Annotated in this window: 18 protein-coding genes; all 18 read right to left on the bottom strand. The window is 39.2% G+C overall.

Annotation, left to right across the window (positions count from 1 at the left end; translation table 11 throughout):
- Nucleotides 1–133: 133 nt before the first annotated feature.
- Complete coding sequence (locus HNQ43_RS07585) at nt 134–1,258, bottom strand: Mbeg1-like protein (RefSeq protein WP_183376453.1); 1,125 nt, start codon at nt 1,256–1,258, stop codon at nt 134–136.
- 3 nt (nt 1,259–1,261) lie between these two features.
- Nucleotides 1,262–2,212 carry a GNAT family N-acetyltransferase gene (locus tag HNQ43_RS07580; RefSeq protein ID WP_183376451.1) on the bottom strand — a complete coding sequence of 317 codons (951 nt, stop codon included), beginning with the start codon at nt 2,210–2,212 and terminating at the stop codon, nt 1,262–1,264.
- Nucleotides 2,213–2,233: 21 nt separating this feature from the next.
- Nucleotides 2,234–3,976 (bottom strand): ABC transporter ATP-binding protein, encoded by a 1,743-nt coding sequence (locus tag HNQ43_RS07575; protein WP_183376449.1) that lies wholly within the window; start codon nt 3,974–3,976, stop codon nt 2,234–2,236.
- Nucleotides 3,977–4,046: 70 nt separating this feature from the next.
- The gene (fusA, locus tag HNQ43_RS07570; RefSeq protein WP_183376447.1) at nt 4,047–6,122 is read right to left on the bottom strand and encodes an elongation factor G; all 2,076 of its coding nucleotides are present in this window, start codon (nt 6,120–6,122) and stop codon (nt 4,047–4,049) included.
- Between the two features lie 12 nt (nt 6,123–6,134).
- Entirely contained in the window at nt 6,135–6,806 is a 672-nt protein-coding gene (locus tag HNQ43_RS07565) for an ankyrin repeat domain-containing protein (protein ID WP_183376445.1), read from the bottom strand.
- A gap of 225 nt (nt 6,807–7,031) precedes the next feature.
- Nucleotides 7,032–7,565 carry an LOG family protein gene (locus HNQ43_RS07560; protein WP_183376443.1) on the bottom strand — a complete coding sequence of 178 codons (534 nt, stop codon included), beginning with the start codon at nt 7,563–7,565 and terminating at the stop codon, nt 7,032–7,034.
- A 7-nt stretch (nt 7,566–7,572) separates the two neighbouring features.
- The gene (rnr, locus tag HNQ43_RS07555; protein ID WP_183376441.1) at nt 7,573–9,633 is read right to left on the bottom strand and encodes a ribonuclease R; all 2,061 of its coding nucleotides are present in this window, start codon (nt 9,631–9,633) and stop codon (nt 7,573–7,575) included.
- Between the two features lie 36 nt (nt 9,634–9,669).
- A complete protein-coding gene (gene secG, locus HNQ43_RS07550; protein ID WP_183376439.1) occupies nt 9,670–9,900 on the bottom strand; it encodes a preprotein translocase subunit SecG in 231 nt (76 codons plus the stop codon).
- A gap of 27 nt (nt 9,901–9,927) precedes the next feature.
- The gene (locus HNQ43_RS07545; protein ID WP_183376437.1) at nt 9,928–10,710 is read right to left on the bottom strand and encodes an HAD-IIA family hydrolase; all 783 of its coding nucleotides are present in this window, start codon (nt 10,708–10,710) and stop codon (nt 9,928–9,930) included.
- Nucleotides 10,711–10,736: 26 nt separating this feature from the next.
- On the bottom strand, nt 10,737–11,285 hold the full coding sequence (nusG, locus tag HNQ43_RS07540) for a transcription termination/antitermination protein NusG (protein ID WP_183376427.1): 549 nt from the start codon (nt 11,283–11,285) through the stop codon (nt 10,737–10,739).
- A 15-nt stretch (nt 11,286–11,300) separates the two neighbouring features.
- Entirely contained in the window at nt 11,301–11,510 is a 210-nt protein-coding gene (secE, locus tag HNQ43_RS07535) for a preprotein translocase subunit SecE (RefSeq protein ID WP_183376425.1), read from the bottom strand.
- A 10-nt stretch (nt 11,511–11,520) separates the two neighbouring features.
- Complete coding sequence (rpmG, locus tag HNQ43_RS07530; RefSeq protein WP_183376423.1) at nt 11,521–11,670, bottom strand: 50S ribosomal protein L33; 150 nt, start codon at nt 11,668–11,670, stop codon at nt 11,521–11,523.
- 46 nt (nt 11,671–11,716) lie between these two features.
- A complete protein-coding gene (locus HNQ43_RS07525; RefSeq protein WP_183376421.1) occupies nt 11,717–12,313 on the bottom strand; it encodes a hypothetical protein in 597 nt (198 codons plus the stop codon).
- 29 nt (nt 12,314–12,342) lie between these two features.
- On the bottom strand, nt 12,343–13,056 hold the full coding sequence (gene rlmB / locus HNQ43_RS07520) for a 23S rRNA (guanosine(2251)-2'-O)-methyltransferase RlmB (protein ID WP_183376420.1): 714 nt from the start codon (nt 13,054–13,056) through the stop codon (nt 12,343–12,345).
- On the bottom strand, nt 13,053–13,439 hold the full coding sequence (locus HNQ43_RS07515; RefSeq protein ID WP_183376418.1) for a Mini-ribonuclease 3: 387 nt from the start codon (nt 13,437–13,439) through the stop codon (nt 13,053–13,055). The genes rlmB and HNQ43_RS07515 overlap by 4 nt, the downstream gene beginning before the upstream one ends.
- A complete protein-coding gene (gene cysS / locus HNQ43_RS07510) occupies nt 13,439–14,770 on the bottom strand; it encodes a cysteine--tRNA ligase (protein ID WP_183376416.1) in 1,332 nt (443 codons plus the stop codon). The genes HNQ43_RS07515 and cysS overlap by 1 nt, the downstream gene beginning before the upstream one ends.
- Before the next feature lie 45 nt (nt 14,771–14,815).
- The gene (locus HNQ43_RS07505; protein WP_183376414.1) at nt 14,816–14,980 is read right to left on the bottom strand and encodes a hypothetical protein; all 165 of its coding nucleotides are present in this window, start codon (nt 14,978–14,980) and stop codon (nt 14,816–14,818) included.
- Between the two features lie 117 nt (nt 14,981–15,097).
- Nucleotides 15,098–16,111 carry a type I glyceraldehyde-3-phosphate dehydrogenase gene (gene gap / locus HNQ43_RS07500; protein ID WP_183376412.1) on the bottom strand — a complete coding sequence of 338 codons (1,014 nt, stop codon included), beginning with the start codon at nt 16,109–16,111 and terminating at the stop codon, nt 15,098–15,100.
- Nucleotides 16,112–16,252 lie beyond the last annotated feature (141 nt).

Here is a 16,252-nt window from a genome sequence, read left to right as displayed (position 1 = left end):
CATAGAATCGAGCCTTTAAAAACAAATTGGGGTGAAATCACCCCAATTTGATTTAAATTGAATTTAGGAAAACCCCAACAGAATTTAAAGCGCCATAAAAAAAGGGTGATTCTTAAATTTAACAGAACCATCCCTATTTTTGTGTTTTCATCCATGAGGCAGTTTGTGAGACCAGAAATCGAATAATATCAAACATGAATTTTCGTTCTTCCTGTGTCATATTTTTTAATTCGATAACTCCTTGGAAAATCTGCCGAAAGTGGATCTCATTCAATCCGGATACAGATGTAATATCCAAGCGATCCAAAATCGAAAAGATCAAATCGATTGCTTCTTTTTTTTGTTCGTCCGACTTCGACAGCAACAGACGATCGATCAAAGCAATCGTATCATGACTCTTAATCGATAAACTCTTTGTTTTCTCAAAGCCTTCCGGCTGAATTGACCAATAAAACGCATCGTGTTGAAGAAGTCCTTCTTCTTGTGCTTTAATAACTGTTTCTTTTTCTGGATGCTCCATTAAGCACCCAATAATCGAGTCTTGCGGTTTTATGTTTTCAATTTGCGAAAATATATCCCGATTCTCTAAAGACTTTACAAAAGATGAACGAAATCCGGGTGCATCAAACACCTGACATTTTTTGACCTGAGCAGGATATTGAGTATTTAAAAATGTATACATAGCCAAGTGTCCGCCTTTTGAGTGGCCGGTCAAATAGAAGTTCGGGATCTTTTTCTTTTGAAAAAAGCCAAATAGATAAGACTCCGCAGGAATCTCATCAATGATCGAATCAAAAAACGAAACCGCCATCTTTTGACATGGCAAATCATCCATATACGTCATCTGCATATTTTCTTTCCATCCGGTCATACTCGCATCGGTTCCTCGATAACTCACAATCATATCTTTATCTTCTATTTGGAACAGAGTCGCTCCAAATTGAATCTTTTTTTCATCGTCATTACATTGCTCTACTTTCCGGATCCATACATTAGCAAACCGAGGACACTCGCAAAGTTCTTGAACCAAAACAGGTATGTTGTTTGAGAAACAAAAATAACCTTTGATATATTCAGGGGAACGGGATTCAATATAGTGTCTACAAGCCTCTGGCAATAGAATAGGACCATTTTCCATTTCTATAGAAAAATCAACGTAGGCTAATTCACTAAAGATCAACAAATCGACTGAATTTAGTTTTCGTTCCTTGAAAGAAATATCTTTTCGTAAATGAACGTAGTTCAATAAATTTTCCATAGTTTACCCCTTATACTGTTTTGCGAGTTCCACATACTCCATCGCGTTGTTTTTGATTCTTTCCAGCTGTTCAGCTGTTATTTGATGACGGATCGTCCCAGGACAGCCCAAAACGACAGACCCTTCCGGAACTTTCATACCTTCTGGAATCAATGCCCCAGCTCCAATGATTGAGTGAGAGCCAATATAAGCACCATCAAGGACGATTGCTCCCATCCCGATCAGCACTTCGTCTTCAATCGTACATCCATGAACAATCGCTCCGTGCCCAACGGTAACCCGATCTTTGATTACAAGAGGATGCCCTACAGAACAATGCAGTGTACAATGATCTTGAATATTAGTTTGTTTACCAATCGTTATTTTTTCCTGATCCGCACGAACGACAGATCCAAACCAAATGCTGGATTCCTCAGCGATTTCAACATCCCCTATCACTTGCGCCGAGTCTGCTATAAAAGAAGAAAAAGAAGATGAAAGATCTTTGCACATCCAGATCACTCCATTCCATTGGCCACCTTTCCAACCACATTCTGGCAACTTCCCCATTTGGATATATCCATGTTTTTTGTGAAACGCAATGCTTCGATCATTCGAATCGGTAATACAGGAAATCATCCAGCGAAACGAGTTCTCCCGACACGCATTTTCTAATGTCTCCAGCAAATTAGAAGCCATTCCATAATGATTTCCTTCTCTAAAATAGATCGTTACTTCTACACAATACTGATATGCCTTTTTCTGAAAAGCCGGATGCACATAAGCATAACCTAGGACTTCATCTTTGTACGTTGCCACATAAAAAGGATATGTTCTCGCTATTGCTTTCATTTCTTGACAAAAAACTGTAAAAGGTTTCGGTTGATCATCAAAATTATAAGCCGTTGTGTTTACATAATGAGCGTAGATCTTATAAATCGCGTCTAAATCTGTTGTGTGAATTGGTCGGATCATGTCGTTTCTCCTTCATTGCCCTTACTCATCCTCTTCTTTCGAAAATTGAAGATGGTAGTATCGGGCATAAGTTCCATTCTTTTTCAAAAGTTCTTCGTGAGTTCCTTTTTCTTTCATCCCATCCTGATCGATCACAACGATCTCATCAGCATTCTGAATCGTCGATAGACGATGAGCGATCGTTATACACGTCCTTCCTTCACTCAAGCGATCCAAAGAACTTTGTATGATCCGTTCACTTTCATTATCCAAAGCGCTTGTTGCTTCATCCAAGATTAAAATCTTTGGATTTTTCAAAAAAACGCGAGCAATTGATATACGCTGTTTTTGCCCGCCGGATAAACGAGCGCCTCTTTCTCCAACATAAGTATCATAACCCTCAGGAAGAGATTGAATGAATTCGTGAATATTCGCTTTTTTAGCAGCCTCAACGATTTCTTTGGTTGTCGCATTCGGTTTGCCATAACGAATATTTTGCTCAATCGTGCCTGAAAATAAATAAACATCTTGAGAAACTAAGCCAATAGCCTGTCGCAAAGATTTCAATTTTAAATCCCGGACATCTTGTCCATCCACTAAAACACGTCCTTGGTCCACATCATAAAACCGGGGAATCAAAGAACAAAGTGTCGTTTTACCACTGCCGCTTGGCCCTACTAAAGCTAATTTTTGACCTGCAGGTATAGTCAGATTCACGTGTTCTAGAACCGATTCTTCTTTATTATATGTAAAAGAAACATCTTCAAAACAAATGTCTCCTCGAACATGTTCCAAATCCTTCGCATCTTTGGCATCCTGGATTTCTGGAATCTCCTTCATCACTTCTTCAAAACGCTTAAACCCCGAAAAACCTTTTTGGAACATTTCTGTAAATTCAACCAAAATATCAATTGGAGCTACAAAAATGTTGATATAAAGTGCAAACGTGGCCAGTGTCAAAGGACTCAGCTCTCCTTGAGCTACAAAGAGACCACCTGCCACGATCACAGTCAGATAAAGCATTCCTTGAAAAAAATTGTTAAAAGAATAATACGTTCCCATGACATGATAGTTACGCTTTTTAGACTCCAAGAATTCATCATTAGAATGTTCAAATTTTGTTTTTTCAATCTCCTCATTCGTAAAAGACTGAACGATGCGTATTCCCGCTAAAGAATCTTGTAAAGATGCATTCACTTCCCCAATCTTACGACGGTTATCCATAAAGGTCTCCTGCATCTTTTTGTTCTGAAAATAGCTGAAAACCAACATGATCATCGTTACCAAAAACAGAATTAAAGCCAGCGGCCAAAAAATAAAAGCTAAGATCACAAATGAACCTATAATCTTGACTAAAGAAATGAAAAGATTTTCAGGGCCATGATGTGCAAATTCGCAAATTTCAAATAAATCACTGACAACGCGCGACATCATGATTCCCGTATTATGACGATCATAATAAGAGAAGGACAATCTTTGATATTGATCAAAGAGATCCTTTCGCATATCGCGTTCCATATAACTTCCCATGATGTGTCCCTGGGCACTGACATAGTATCGGCAAACCGCACGAATCAAATACATGCCGAATAAAAATAGGCCGAGTATCAAAAGTCCGTCCAAAATTTCGGCCGATTTTTGAATGAATAAGACATCGGTACAATATGTCAAGATCAAAGGAAATGCTAAATCGATAACAGAAACTAAAAAGGCACAGAATAAGTCTAAGAAGAAAACGCCTAAATATGGTTTATAGTATGTCAAAAAATGTTGAAAAGTTTTCATAATCTCACCGCGCTTTATTATACCAAAACCAAGGAAAAAAAGAAGCCGCACAAGACGACTTCTATTTGAATCATTGTTCTTTTTGATGTGCTTGAACGATGCGGCTAGCCTGTGGTTCCGGCACCGGATCATAGCGATCCATTTCCATGGTATATCGTCCAAGCCCTTGTGTCATAGAGCGAAGTTCGATAGAATAACGTGCCATCTCGGCCATTGGTACCTGCGCTTCAATGATTTGGTCACCATCTTCTGGCGTCATCCCCATAATAGCCCCGCGACGTTTATTCAGATCTCCAATTACGGCTCCCGTATATTCATCCGGAACTGTAACAACGATATTCATGATCGGCTCTAACAAGATAGGATGACATTTGGTCATTGCATCTTTGAAAGCAAGACGCGCTGCCAATTTGAATGCCATCTCACTGGAGTCCACATCGTGATATTTTCCATCCGTCAACGTAGTTTTGATATTAACCATTTTATATCCGGCTAATGTGCCTTCGTTGCAGCATTCACGTAATCCATTTTCTACAGCTGGGAAATATTGTTTCGGAACTGCACCGCCGAAGACACGCTCATCAAATTCCATTTCCTCAACTCCCGGATTCGGTTCAAATTCAACGAATACATGTCCAAACTGTCCATGTCCTCCAGATTGCTTCTTATGGCGTCCTTCTCCCATGGCTTTTTTCGTAATCGTTTCCCGATATGTTACTTTTGGATCTTGAAGAATGACTTCGGCCTTATATTTATTCTTTAGTTTATTCAGCATGACATCCAAATGCTGGTCCCCAATTCCATAAATAACAGTTTCTTTGGTTTCAGCATTGTTAACGACTTTAAATGTTGGATCTTCCTCTACTAAACGGGCTAAACCATTTGAAAGCTTATCTTCGTCATTTTTCGATTTTGGAAAAATGGCTTGTCCAAACATCGGTTCATCAAATTGGATTGGATCGGCGATCAAGAGCTTTCCTTTTTCACACAAAGTATCATTTGTCTTTGTATTCTGCAGTTTGACCAAAGCTCCAATATCACCTGTGAATAATTTTCCTGCCGCAGTCTGGTGCTTTCCTTTGATCGTATAGATCGAACTTATTTTTTCTGGTTTTCCATTGTTGGCATTAACTAAAACAGAATCAGAACTCAGAACTCCACTCAAAACCTTTAAATAAGAGATGCGTCCTACAAATGGGTCTACGATCGTCTTAAAAACTTGGGCTGTTAATGTTTCTGTTTCAGAGGTCAAAAGTTCAACCTTTACACCATTTGGTGTAGTCGCCGTATACATTCCCTTCTCTGAATAGGTTGGGAAATAAGAGATGATCAAATCCATCAGACGTTGGATCCCTATGGATTGAATAGCACTTCCAGAGAATACTGGACATATTTCGCCATTACGGACACCGATACGGACACCTTTTGTCAATTCTGCATCCGTGAATTCTTCACCTGAGAAGAACTTTTCCATCAACTCGTCATCACCCATTGCCACGGCTTCTGCAATTTGGTCTTTATACATACTGACTTCATCAACCATATCTTCTGGAACCGGCTGAGCCATTTCGGAATTCGCTTTAGGGCCCTTATAGTACCATGCTTTGTTTTTGATGATATTGACGGAACCTACTACTTCACCGTTTTCAACAATCGGAACTTCAAATGGGATGATCGATTTTCCAAACTCTTCATGAAGCTGTCCATAAGCATCTGCAAAGTTTGTATTTTCTTCATCCAATTTATTGATAAAGAAAATCGTTGGTTTTTTGGCTTCGATTGCTTGTTTAAACGCTATTTTTGTCCCTGATTCTAAGACATCTTTCGCATTGACAACAATCAGGCAGCTGTCTCCTACCGCAAAACCTGCTTGTTTCTCACCCACGAAATCTAAATAGCCTGGCGTATCGATAAAATTGATTTTGCACTCTTCCCACTCAATCGGAACAATCGATGTATAAACTGAGATTCCACGTTTGATTTCTTCTGAATCAAAGTCGATCATGCTGCTACCATCCGATGTTTTCCCAAAGCGATCCGTAGCTTTTGTATAGTAGAGCATAGCTTCCAAAACACTCGTTTTACCGGCTCCACTATGTCCGATCACGCTTACATTGCGGACTTCAGAACTTAAATAATCTCTCATGTCTGCATCCTCCTACTTTAAGATCGGCTCTAGTTGAGCGCGGCAATGTTCGCGTACATAATCTAGTGCAACGTTCCCTTGTTTATCTTGCATATCTTTGTCAGCTCCATAAGACAATAATTTTTCAACAAGGCTTGGATATCCTCCATAAGCGGCACGCATCAGAGCTGTACATCCATTATTATCAAATAAATTCACGTTGGCATTTCTTTCTAACAAAATTGAAATCGTATCCCGCTTAAAAGCTATACAAGCTTCCATTAAAGCAGTACGCCCTACTTCATCCTGAGCATTGATATCCGCTCCGGCATCCAAAAGAACTTGTACACAACGATCTTGCCCTAATAAGGCAGCACGCATCAAAGCGGTACGGCCGCGATCGTCTTTTGCATTCACGTCTGCTCCGGCATCTAATAAAGCTTTACAAATCGTTTTATTTCCTTTTTTGGCAGCACCCATCAAAGCCGTTTTTCCTTTATTATCCACTAGATTCACGTCCGCGCCATTATCAATGAGCACTTGCACTACATCTTTCCGATCACGTTTTGCGGCACGCATCAGGGCCGTTCTTCCATCTCCGTTTTGATAGTTTACATCAGCACCTGCTTTGATCTGTCCGCAGACCATTGGGAAATCTCCATTGGCACAAGCATCCCAGAATACCTTGTTGAAATTTTGATCCATTTTAATTCCTCCTCTTTATTGTATGATCAAAAAACAGAAAAACTGGAATGAATCTAACATCCCAGCTTTATCCTCTATAAAAGAAGTATATGACTTGATTGACATTTTTTACATCTTGAACTGTTGCCATCGTCACCACTTCCTCTTCTTGTCTGCATTATAACAAAGCGTGATCAAAAGACAAATCAAGAGCCAATCTAGACAAATTATGAACCAAACAAGACATCATTTTCGAAAAATAGCATCCAACTCATCCATGGAAGTAATAAAATAAACCCTATTGATCATCTCGGCACTTAAAAACCCACATTCTATCATGCGGTCTAACTGATCTTTCAACGGCTGATAATATCCATCCAAATTCCATAGAACACAAGATCCAGAAATACGATTGAGCCGAATTAAAGAAATGATCTCTGTTACTTCTTCCAAAGTCCCAGGTCCACCAGGCAAAGCAATAAAGCTTTCTGCCTCATCGATCATCTTTTGTTTTCGTTTAGACATCGTATCGACCATATACAACTCATCGATCGCCGGATAAAGTTTTTCTTGTTCCAATAAAAATTCAGGCATAACACCGATGATCATCCCGCCTTTTTGATGAACTGTATCGGCCAAAACACCCATTAATCCTTTGCTTCCAGCTCCATAAACCAAGGTATGCTTGTGTTCGACCAGCCAATTTCCGATCTCTTTTGTCAATTTCGAATATTTTTCATCTATTCCCGAACTGGATCCGAGATATACTGCAATTTTCATAAATTCCTCACTCTTCCTTACATGCAAAGGAAACTTGTCCTTTGAGTTTATCAGCACCGACACAGATTACATCGATTTTCTGCCCCAATTGATATTTTTTCTTGGTCGCCTCTCCTGTCAAACAAGAAGCCATTTCATCATAATTATAAAAATCATCAACTAGACTATGTAAAGGAACTAAGCCTTCTATGGTATTGGGCAACTCTACAAAGAAACCAAATGCTTGTACACTGACGATCTTTCCGGTAAATGTCTGACCAATCTTATCCTCCATATATTCCGCTTTTTTACAATCAGTCACTTCTCTTTCGGTCAAAACAGCCTCATTTTCTCTTTCAGAGACAAAGTAAGCTTGCCGCTCACATTTTCCATAGTCTTTTTCACGCAAAGTGGAATACTTTCTAAAGAGATATCTTCTGAGCATCCGATGGACGATAAGGTCCGGGTATCGACGAATCGGTGACGTAAAGTGACAATACTCTTTCAAAGCCAAACCATAATGTCCTAAACAGGAAGCGTCATAACGCGCTCTTTGCATTGATCGTAAGGCCAATGTACTCATAATCTGCGAAAGATCCAGATCTTTGATAGAATCCAAAAATACTTGTAATTGTTTAGGTGTGACATCATCTGGATAAAATGAAGACTTTATGCCTAATGACTGTGCCAACTGCAATAAAGAAGATAATTTTTCCGGATCGGGTTTTTCGTGAACCCGATAGATTCCAGGAATCTGTAATGAATTCAATGTATGGGCCACGCATACATTTGCACTGATCATCGCCTGTTCGATCATCTCCTGCGCAAATCCTCTTTCTTTACAGCGAACATCAATACATTTTCCTTTATCGTCCAAGATCAGATCCGATTCAACGGTATTAAAATCGACCGTGCCTCGTTCTACAGCACGTTTTTGTAACTGTCGGGAACAAGCTTCAAAATCTTTTAACAACTTACCAATCGATTCATATTCTTTACAAACATCCGGATCTCCTTCTAAAAACGCATTAACTTTTGTATATGTGCATCGCATATCCGAATGAATCACAGAAGGAACGATTCGACTGGAAATAATATGACCATTTAAATCTATATCCATAATACAAGTAAGCGTACAGCGATCAACATGCGGATTCAAAGAACAGATTCCATTACTTAAAGAAAACGGCAACATCGGAACAACACGATCTGCGACATAAATACTCGTTGATCGAGCAAATGCTTCCTGATCGATAAAACTGCCTTCCTTGACATAATAAGATACATCCGCAATATGAACATAAAGACGATATCCGCTCGAAAGACTTTCAATTGAGATCGCATCATCAAAATCACGTGCATCATCCCCGTCGATCGTAACCGTCAACAGATTGCGAAAGTCTTCACGACCAACCAAATCATGTTTGTTGACTTCTTTTTCTAAAGCATTGGCTTGATCCATAACTGGTTCCGAGAAATACTGGCGTACATGATGGCGAGATAAGATAGCCGTAATATCCATTCCTTTCTCATATTCATACCCCAGCAGGCGATCAATTGAGCACACTAAAGGATCCCCATATTTTTCGATCTTGAGAACAGCTTTCATGCGATGAGACAGAGAGTAGTCATCAAGATTACGAATCAAAAAACGAGTATGCATATCTAAATCGCTATAAAAGATAAAATGATCTTTTTTCCAATAAAAGGTGCCTGTAACCCAAGTGATGCCTCGAGAATAGACATGGATAATCTCATTGAATTTTTTTCCTTTATGTACTAAAACCTCATCTTTGTCAAAAATGTTACGAGCATATTTTTTTGGTACATACACTTTTCGATCCTTCTGAATCACCGCAAATTCCCATTTTGAAACATCTTTGACCTTGCCGATCATATATTCGTCATCGTCAATCAAAAAATAAACATTATGGTTGTTACAAAGGAAACGTTCCTGTTCCAAAGCATTGAGATTTTGAATCAAACTTGTAAAATCTTTAGAAGACTGGCACTGGAATTTTCGTTCTAATTCTTTGATCGTCCATTGTTTCTTTTTTCGAAAAGCTTCTATTAATTGTTCTTTTTCCATAAAATCACCACCAAAAAAAGACCTTAACGGTCTTCCTTAAACGATTTGTAATGCAATCACTAAAGCAAAAAATAAGATACCACAAATCAAAGTCATACGAGAAATGACTTTCTCGGGTCCTCTCTCTTTCTGTACTGCAAACAGGTTCAAATCCCCGCTCCCTGTGAACGCAGCACTCAAACCATCGGATTTACCGCTTTGTAATAAAACTAATATAATAATGATCCCTGAAAGAATCATCAAAATCACATTCAAAATATCTGCCATATCCCTCACTCTTTCTAGACGCTACAATTATAACATAAACGATCCAAAAGAAAAGTCCAAACAATCTCTCAGATCCGTAACAATATGATCCGGTTCGATTCCTAAACGCGAGATGTCTTTCACCATATGTACACCTGTCTGTACGAATACCGTTTCTACACCAGCGTTCTTTCCTAAAAGTATATCCGTTTCTAAATTATCTCCAATCAAAATCACATCTTCTTTTTGAAGATCATAGTGCCGTAAACACAGGTCCAGAATTGGTGTATGAGGTTTTGCGATATCCGGTGATTTTTGATTGGATGCATATTCAAACATCGCGACAACACTTCCATTGCCAATTTCGAACCCGTCTGGTTTAGCCAAAATCCGATCCTGGTTCGTTCCAATCAATTTTGCTCCCTGTAAAAGAAAGGTCAACGCTTTTGAATACTCAGCATAAGTCGCCTCTTTATTCAAGCCGACAAAAACGAAATCGGGATCTTGATCCGTAATACGATAGCCTTCTTCCGTCAACGCCTGCCATAGCCCTGCTTTCCCTAAATAATATGCCTTGTTTCCTGTATAATGTGTTTTTACATATTGGACACTCGCCATGGCGCTGTTATAAAACTGTTCGGGTTTTATGCCTCGATAGCCCATTTTTTCCATATGAGAAACATTTTCTTCGCGTGTTCGCATAGAATTATTAGTCAAAAAAATATAAGGGATCTTATGTTTTTGACAAGCTTCCAAAAAAATCTTGGCACTCTCAATGACCGCATCCCCTCGATACATTGTGCCATCCAGATCCAATAATAAGGTTTTCATGTTCATCTCCTTGAAAAAAAGAAAGTCTAGTCGACTTTCTTTAGATCCATATAAGGAATTTCTGTTGGTGTCTCTCTTCCAAACAATATCAACAGCACGGTTGCTTCTTGTTTTTCTTCATCCATCGCTTCAACAACACCTTCAGAATTTTTAAAGGCTCCACTCAAGATCTCCACAGTATCGCCCACTTGGAAATCCACCTGGACATTGACATCCTGACGTCCTAAACGACGCAATACAGAATCAATTTCCTCTTGAGCCACCGGGAATGGTTTTGCCCCTTTTCCGGATGATCCGATAAACCCAGTAACCCCTGGCGTATTACGAACAACATACCAAGCCTCGTCCGTCATGATCATTTGAACTAAAACATAACCGGAGAAGAGGTTTCGAGTCTTTTCAACCGGTTTACCATTTTTATATTCGATTTCTTTTTCTTCAGCAACTACGATTTGAAAAAGATAATCTTCCAGCCCCATCGTGCTGATACGGCGTTCCAAATTTTCTTTTACCCGGTTTTCCTGCCCTGCATACGTATTAACAACATACCATTCTTTTTTTAATTCTTCTGCCATATGCGATCCTCCTCACTAGCCTACGATCACTTGAATCAATCCGCTGGCCAAAATCTCACAGATAAAGAAGTAAAGGCCAAACAAAAGCGTAAACAAGATAACCAGACCGCTAGATTTCATCAACCCTTTAAATCCTGGCCATTGAACTTGTTTTAATTCACGAATAATTCCTTTCGGGGAATATGTACGATATTTTTTTTCTTTCTTTTCTTTATTCTTTGCCATATAGACTCCTTTACTTTGTTTCTTTATGCAGAGTATGTTTTCCACATTTTGGACAATATTTTTTTACTTCTAATCGCTGGGTATTGGTTTTTTTGTTTTTGGTCGTTACATAATTCCTTGAAAGACATTCTGTGCAAGTCAATATTACTTTATCGGCCATATTTCAACACCCCCATAACTTAATCAATTTAACATTTAAACTACTCTTAGTCAATTGAGACTCGATAATTTTTCACTTTTTCTAGGATACGAGCAACTTCATAGACACGAAGATTGAGAATTTGACAAATCTCTTTTCGTTTATATCCCTGCAACCATAACTTCAGTACATTTTGGGCAGTTTCATCCATTTGTAAAAAAAGCTTCTGGATCAATTCATCATACAAAAGCTTATTTACCACTGTTTCATGAAGAGAAAAACGCTGTGCATCGATCTTTTCTACGGCATATTGTGATCTTTCTTCCGAAACCAAATAATCCAGATGAACGATTTCCATGTCTTGCGGAATGGAATTTCTTCGATTTGTTCGACAGATATCTTTGATCTTATTGTTCAAAGAAAACTTATAAAAAGATGCAAAATTATATCTTGTATGAATTCGAAAATAATAAAGACATTTCAATAAGACCATATCTGCTACCATGAAGAAATCACTTTGATTCCATGAGCAATCTGTGGAGTGAACATGAAATGTTCCAATAGTATGATAGATCAGAGGTCTGAAAATTTCTTTTAAGATTAAAAACGCTTCTTCATCTTTCAGAAAAAACAAATAAATATAAAGATTGATATTTTTATTCATTCTTTTGCCCTTTCCAGAGCGAAAAGAAATTACAGAGGATGTCGAGCTTGATAAATCTGATACAACAACACGGCACAAGCCACACTGGCGTTCAATGATGTGATTTTTCCTTCCATAGGAAGTTTGATCATATAATCACACTGTTTTTTCACAAGAGGAGAGATTCCTTTCCCCTCTGAGCCGATAACTAAGACCAACGGTACATCATAGATCCCTTCACGATAATCTCTTGCACCTTCCATATCGCTGCCAATGACCCAATACCCGTTTTCCTTGCATTGATTCAAAGCATTCTTGAGATTGGTCACCGTACAAACAGGGATCGTATAAGCAGCTCCGGTACTCGCCTTAACAGCAGTTGGTGTCAAAGAAACACTGTTGTGTCGACATAGAATCACTCCATCGGCTCCCACGCAATCACAAGTTCTTAAAATGGCACCTAAATTATGGGGGTCCTGGATTCCGTCCAGGGCCACCAGCAATCCCGGACGATCTGCTTTTTGAATCAGTTCCTCTAAACTCAATTCCGGGATCGGACAAACCTTTAAAGCGATTCCGTTATGATGACGATCTTTGACCAGCTGATCCAACTGATTGCGGTCCATATACTGAATATCGCATTTCAGTCTTTGCACTCGATCAATCAGCTTTCGATCACGGATTCCTTTTTGAAGATAGATCCGTTCAATCGAATCAGGATCTTGTTCCAGCTGTGTGAATACATTTTTTCCATATACGATCATAAAGAATCTCCCTTTTTTAGAATAGCCTGCAGACAAACTTCCAATCGATCAGCATGTCCATAAAGATACAAATAGCCTAAAAGGGCTTCCAAAGCTGTCGCTTCTAAATAAGTCTTGCCATCGGCATTCTTGGCTTTTGAATGAATTGTGGCGTTTCGGCCTCTTTGAAGAATTTGCTGCTCCCTTTCCGTGAAAAAAGCTTCTTCCTTCAATGCCTCTAAGATTCTTGCCTGCGCTTTGGCGCTGCAGATTCTTGCGCTTTTCTTTTGCAGAATATCTGGTTTTTGATATCCCTGATTCAAAAGATGTTCACGAACCCGCAATGTCATTAAAGCATCTCCCATCCAAGCCAAGCTGGTTGCGTTATGTGTGACAACCTCCATTAGAGGATTCCCTTCTCCTGAAGCTTGGAACGATAAGAATCAGCTACCGAAAATTCTTTTTCTTTGACTGCTTTGCGCCAATCACGATACATTTTTTTATCTTCTTCACTAAGAAGGATCGCATCCAATTCAATGCCCAATACCGAAAGCATCGTTTCTAGCGCTTTTGTGCTGGAAGCCAGTTTTTCCGTTGGCATTGGACGAGAACGCAATGTTTGATTGATCGTTTTTACCACTTCATACACCACAGAAATCGCATTCGGTGTATTTAGATCATCATTCAATGCATCGATAAATTCTTGCATCATTTGCGGATCCGCTTCAACTTTCGGAGCATTTTCTAACTGCAGCTTTACAATAGCTTGTTTATATGCCGTCTGAATCTTTTGAAGTTCTTTTTTAGATGTTTCAATGGCTTCTGCGCTTAAATTTAAAGGAGCGCGATAATGTACTGAGATCATCATCCAACGAATGACATTCCCACCATGATCACGAATCAGATCCTTAGCCCACCAAACGTTGCCTAAAGACTTAGACATCTTTTCATTTTGAATATTGATCATCCCATTATGTACCCACATATTTGCGAGTGGTGTAGATGAGCACATACGACATTGCGCCATTTCATTTTCATGATGAGGGAATTTCAAATCCAATCCCCCGCCATGGATATCGATCAATGATTTTTGGAAAACATCTTGGATCATGACCACACATTCAGTGTGCCATCCTGGGCGTCCCTTTGACCAAGGAGAATCCCATTGGATGCCTTGATCTGTCTTCTTCCATAAAGTAAAATCCAGAGGATTCTCTTTTTTCGTATTTTCATCAATACGAGCACCAACCATCAAGTCTTCCATTTTTTGATGAGATAATTCTCCATATGTATGATCGCTCATGACCCGGAAGTAAACATCCCCATCCACTTGATAAGCTGCTCCACGGTCGATCAATTTTTGAATAAAAGAAATGATTTCATCCATTGTTTCTGTAACACGAGGAGCTATATCTGGCAAATCTGCGTGCAAATCCCTTCGAACGCGATTATAAGCCTCGATATATCGATCTGTAATTTCTTTTTCACTCACGTTTTGTTCAATTGCTGTTTTGATGATCTTGTCATCCACATCTGTATAATTACTGACAAACATCACTTCCATTCCCTGCAGTTGCAGAGCTTTCTTCAATGTGTCAAAAACCACAATGGGCCGGGCATTCCCAACATGAGGCTCATTATATACGGTTGGTCCGCAGACATACATGGATACCTTTCCTGGTTCAATAGGCTTTAAAGGTTCGATAGTCTGAGTATAACTGTTATAAAGATTCATTTTTTTCCTTCTTTCTCTGTAAAAAAACATAGACGCGGGTCTATGTCAGTCTTCTGTTTTGTTCTCGAGAGTCAGATCACGAAATTGTTCCAATAAATCACGGTCTACTCCTAAATCTTTCAAAGTTTGGATATAGGCAGCATCCAGATCGTCTACATCTTCTGTAAGTTCGTCTCGATCATCTTCTACTAACCGTTGTTTGATTGGCATACTCTTTCCCTCCAGTGTACATTTAGAATACCTTAAAACTACCTATATTTCAAGGAAAGCAAATTCACAAAAAAAAGGATCCCGAAGGATCCTGTAATGAGTTTCTTAAATCAAATCTTATCCTAATTCAGAGAAGTATTTGATTGTACGAACCATCTGGCTCGTGTAAGAATTTTCATTGTCATACCAAGAAACAACCTGAACTTGAGTATCACCATTTTCCATTTCATGAGCCATTGTTTGAGTAGCATCGAACAATGAACCATAACGCATACCGATGATATCACTAGATACTAATTGTTCTTCCGTATAACCGAAAGATTCAGTGGCTGCAGCTTTCATAGCAGCATTGATTTCGTCAACTGTAACTTTTCCTTTACATACAGCTACTAAGATCGTAGTTGATCCTGTAGGAGTTGGAACACGCTGAGCAGAACCAATCAGTTTTCCGTTCAATTCAGGGATAACCAAACCGATAGCTTTAGCAGCGCCTGTAGAGTTAGGAACAATGTTAACAGCAGCAGCACGGCTACGACGAAGGTCACCTTTACGCTGAGGACCATCCAAAGTCATCTGGTCACCAGTGTATGCATGAACTGTAGTCATGATACCAGATTCGATTGGTGCTAATTTGTTCAATGCGTTAGCCATAGGAGCCAAGCAGTTTGTTGTACAGCTAGCTGCAGAGATAACTGTATCTTCTGGAGTCAATGTTTCATGGTTTACATTGTAAACGATCGTTGGAAGATCATTTCCGGCTGGAGCAGAGATAACAACTTTACGAGCACCAGCTTTGATATGAGCTTCAGCTTTTGCTTTTGAAGTATAGAATCCTGTACATTCCAAAACAACATCTACGCCCAGTTCTCCCCAAGGCAGTTTAGAAGCATCTGCTTCTGCATAAATTGTGATTTCTTTTCCATCAACAGTGATAGAGTTTTCACCAGCTTTAACTGTATCAGCTTTTGCATAAGTACCCTGAGTAGAGTCATACTTTAACAAATGAGCTAACATTTTAGGGCTGGTCAAGTCGTTGATAGCAACAACTTCATACCCTTCGGCACCGAACATCTGACGGAATGCTAAACGTCCGATACGTCCAAAACCGTTGATTGCAACTTTTACTGTCATATCAGTAAATCCTCCTTTAAATTAACAACATCATTATAAAAACTAAAGTCTTTTTTGTCAATCAGTGACCCTTTTGTTTCAGACTGATTTTACGCCCATTTTTCATTCGATCCCTGTCCATTTAAAAGGATGGAAAGGAAG

This window comes from Faecalicoccus acidiformans, assembly GCF_014202635.1.
GTDB lineage: Bacteria > Bacillota_I > Bacilli_A > Erysipelotrichales > Erysipelotrichaceae > Faecalicoccus > Faecalicoccus acidiformans.
The sequence above is the reverse complement of the archived record's forward strand: the minus strand, read 5'-3'. Positions and strand labels throughout refer to the sequence as shown.

Bases quoted from the DNA above. Each gene is read 5' to 3' on its own strand.
- HNQ43_RS07525 (WP_183376421.1), bottom strand. From the start codon at position 12,313: ATGAATAAAAATATCAATCTTTATATTTATTTGTTTTTTCTGAAAGAT.
- rlmB (WP_183376420.1), bottom strand. From the start codon at position 13,056: ATGATCGTATATGGAAAAAATGTATTCACACAGCTGGAACAAGATCCT.
- fusA (WP_183376447.1), bottom strand. From the start codon at position 6,122: ATGAGAGATTATTTAAGTTCTGAAGTCCGCAATGTAAGCGTGATCGGA.
- HNQ43_RS07545 (WP_183376437.1), bottom strand. From the start codon at position 10,710: ATGAAAACCTTATTATTGGATCTGGATGGCACAATGTATCGAGGGGAT.
- secE (WP_183376425.1), bottom strand. From the start codon at position 11,510: ATGGCAAAGAATAAAGAAAAGAAAGAAAAAAAATATCGTACATATTCC.
- HNQ43_RS07575 (WP_183376449.1), bottom strand. From the start codon at position 3,976: ATGAAAACTTTTCAACATTTTTTGACATACTATAAACCATATTTAGGC.
- HNQ43_RS07505 (WP_183376414.1), bottom strand. From the start codon at position 14,980: ATGCCAATCAAACAACGGTTAGTAGAAGATGATCGAGACGAACTTACA.
- rnr (WP_183376441.1), bottom strand. From the start codon at position 9,633: ATGGAAAAAGAACAATTAATAGAAGCTTTTCGAAAAAAGAAACAATGG.
- rpmG (WP_183376423.1), bottom strand. From the start codon at position 11,670: ATGGCCGATAAAGTAATATTGACTTGCACAGAATGTCTTTCAAGGAAT.
- nusG (WP_183376427.1), bottom strand. From the start codon at position 11,285: ATGGCAGAAGAATTAAAAAAAGAATGGTATGTTGTTAATACGTATGCA.
- HNQ43_RS07560 (WP_183376443.1), bottom strand. From the start codon at position 7,565: ATGAAAATTGCAGTATATCTCGGATCCAGTTCGGGAATAGATGAAAAA.
- secG (WP_183376439.1), bottom strand. From the start codon at position 9,900: ATGGCAGATATTTTGAATGTGATTTTGATGATTCTTTCAGGGATCATT.
- cysS (WP_183376416.1), bottom strand. From the start codon at position 14,770: ATGAATCTTTATAACAGTTATACTCAGACTATCGAACCTTTAAAGCCT.
- HNQ43_RS07565 (WP_183376445.1), bottom strand. From the start codon at position 6,806: ATGGATCAAAATTTCAACAAGGTATTCTGGGATGCTTGTGCCAATGGA.
- HNQ43_RS07515 (WP_183376418.1), bottom strand. From the start codon at position 13,439: ATGGAGGTTGTCACACATAACGCAACCAGCTTGGCTTGGATGGGAGAT.
- gap (WP_183376412.1), bottom strand. From the start codon at position 16,111: ATGACAGTAAAAGTTGCAATCAACGGTTTTGGACGTATCGGACGTTTA.
- HNQ43_RS07580 (WP_183376451.1), bottom strand. From the start codon at position 2,212: ATGATCCGACCAATTCACACAACAGATTTAGACGCGATTTATAAGATC.
- HNQ43_RS07585 (WP_183376453.1), bottom strand. From the start codon at position 1,258: ATGGAAAATTTATTGAACTACGTTCATTTACGAAAAGATATTTCTTTC.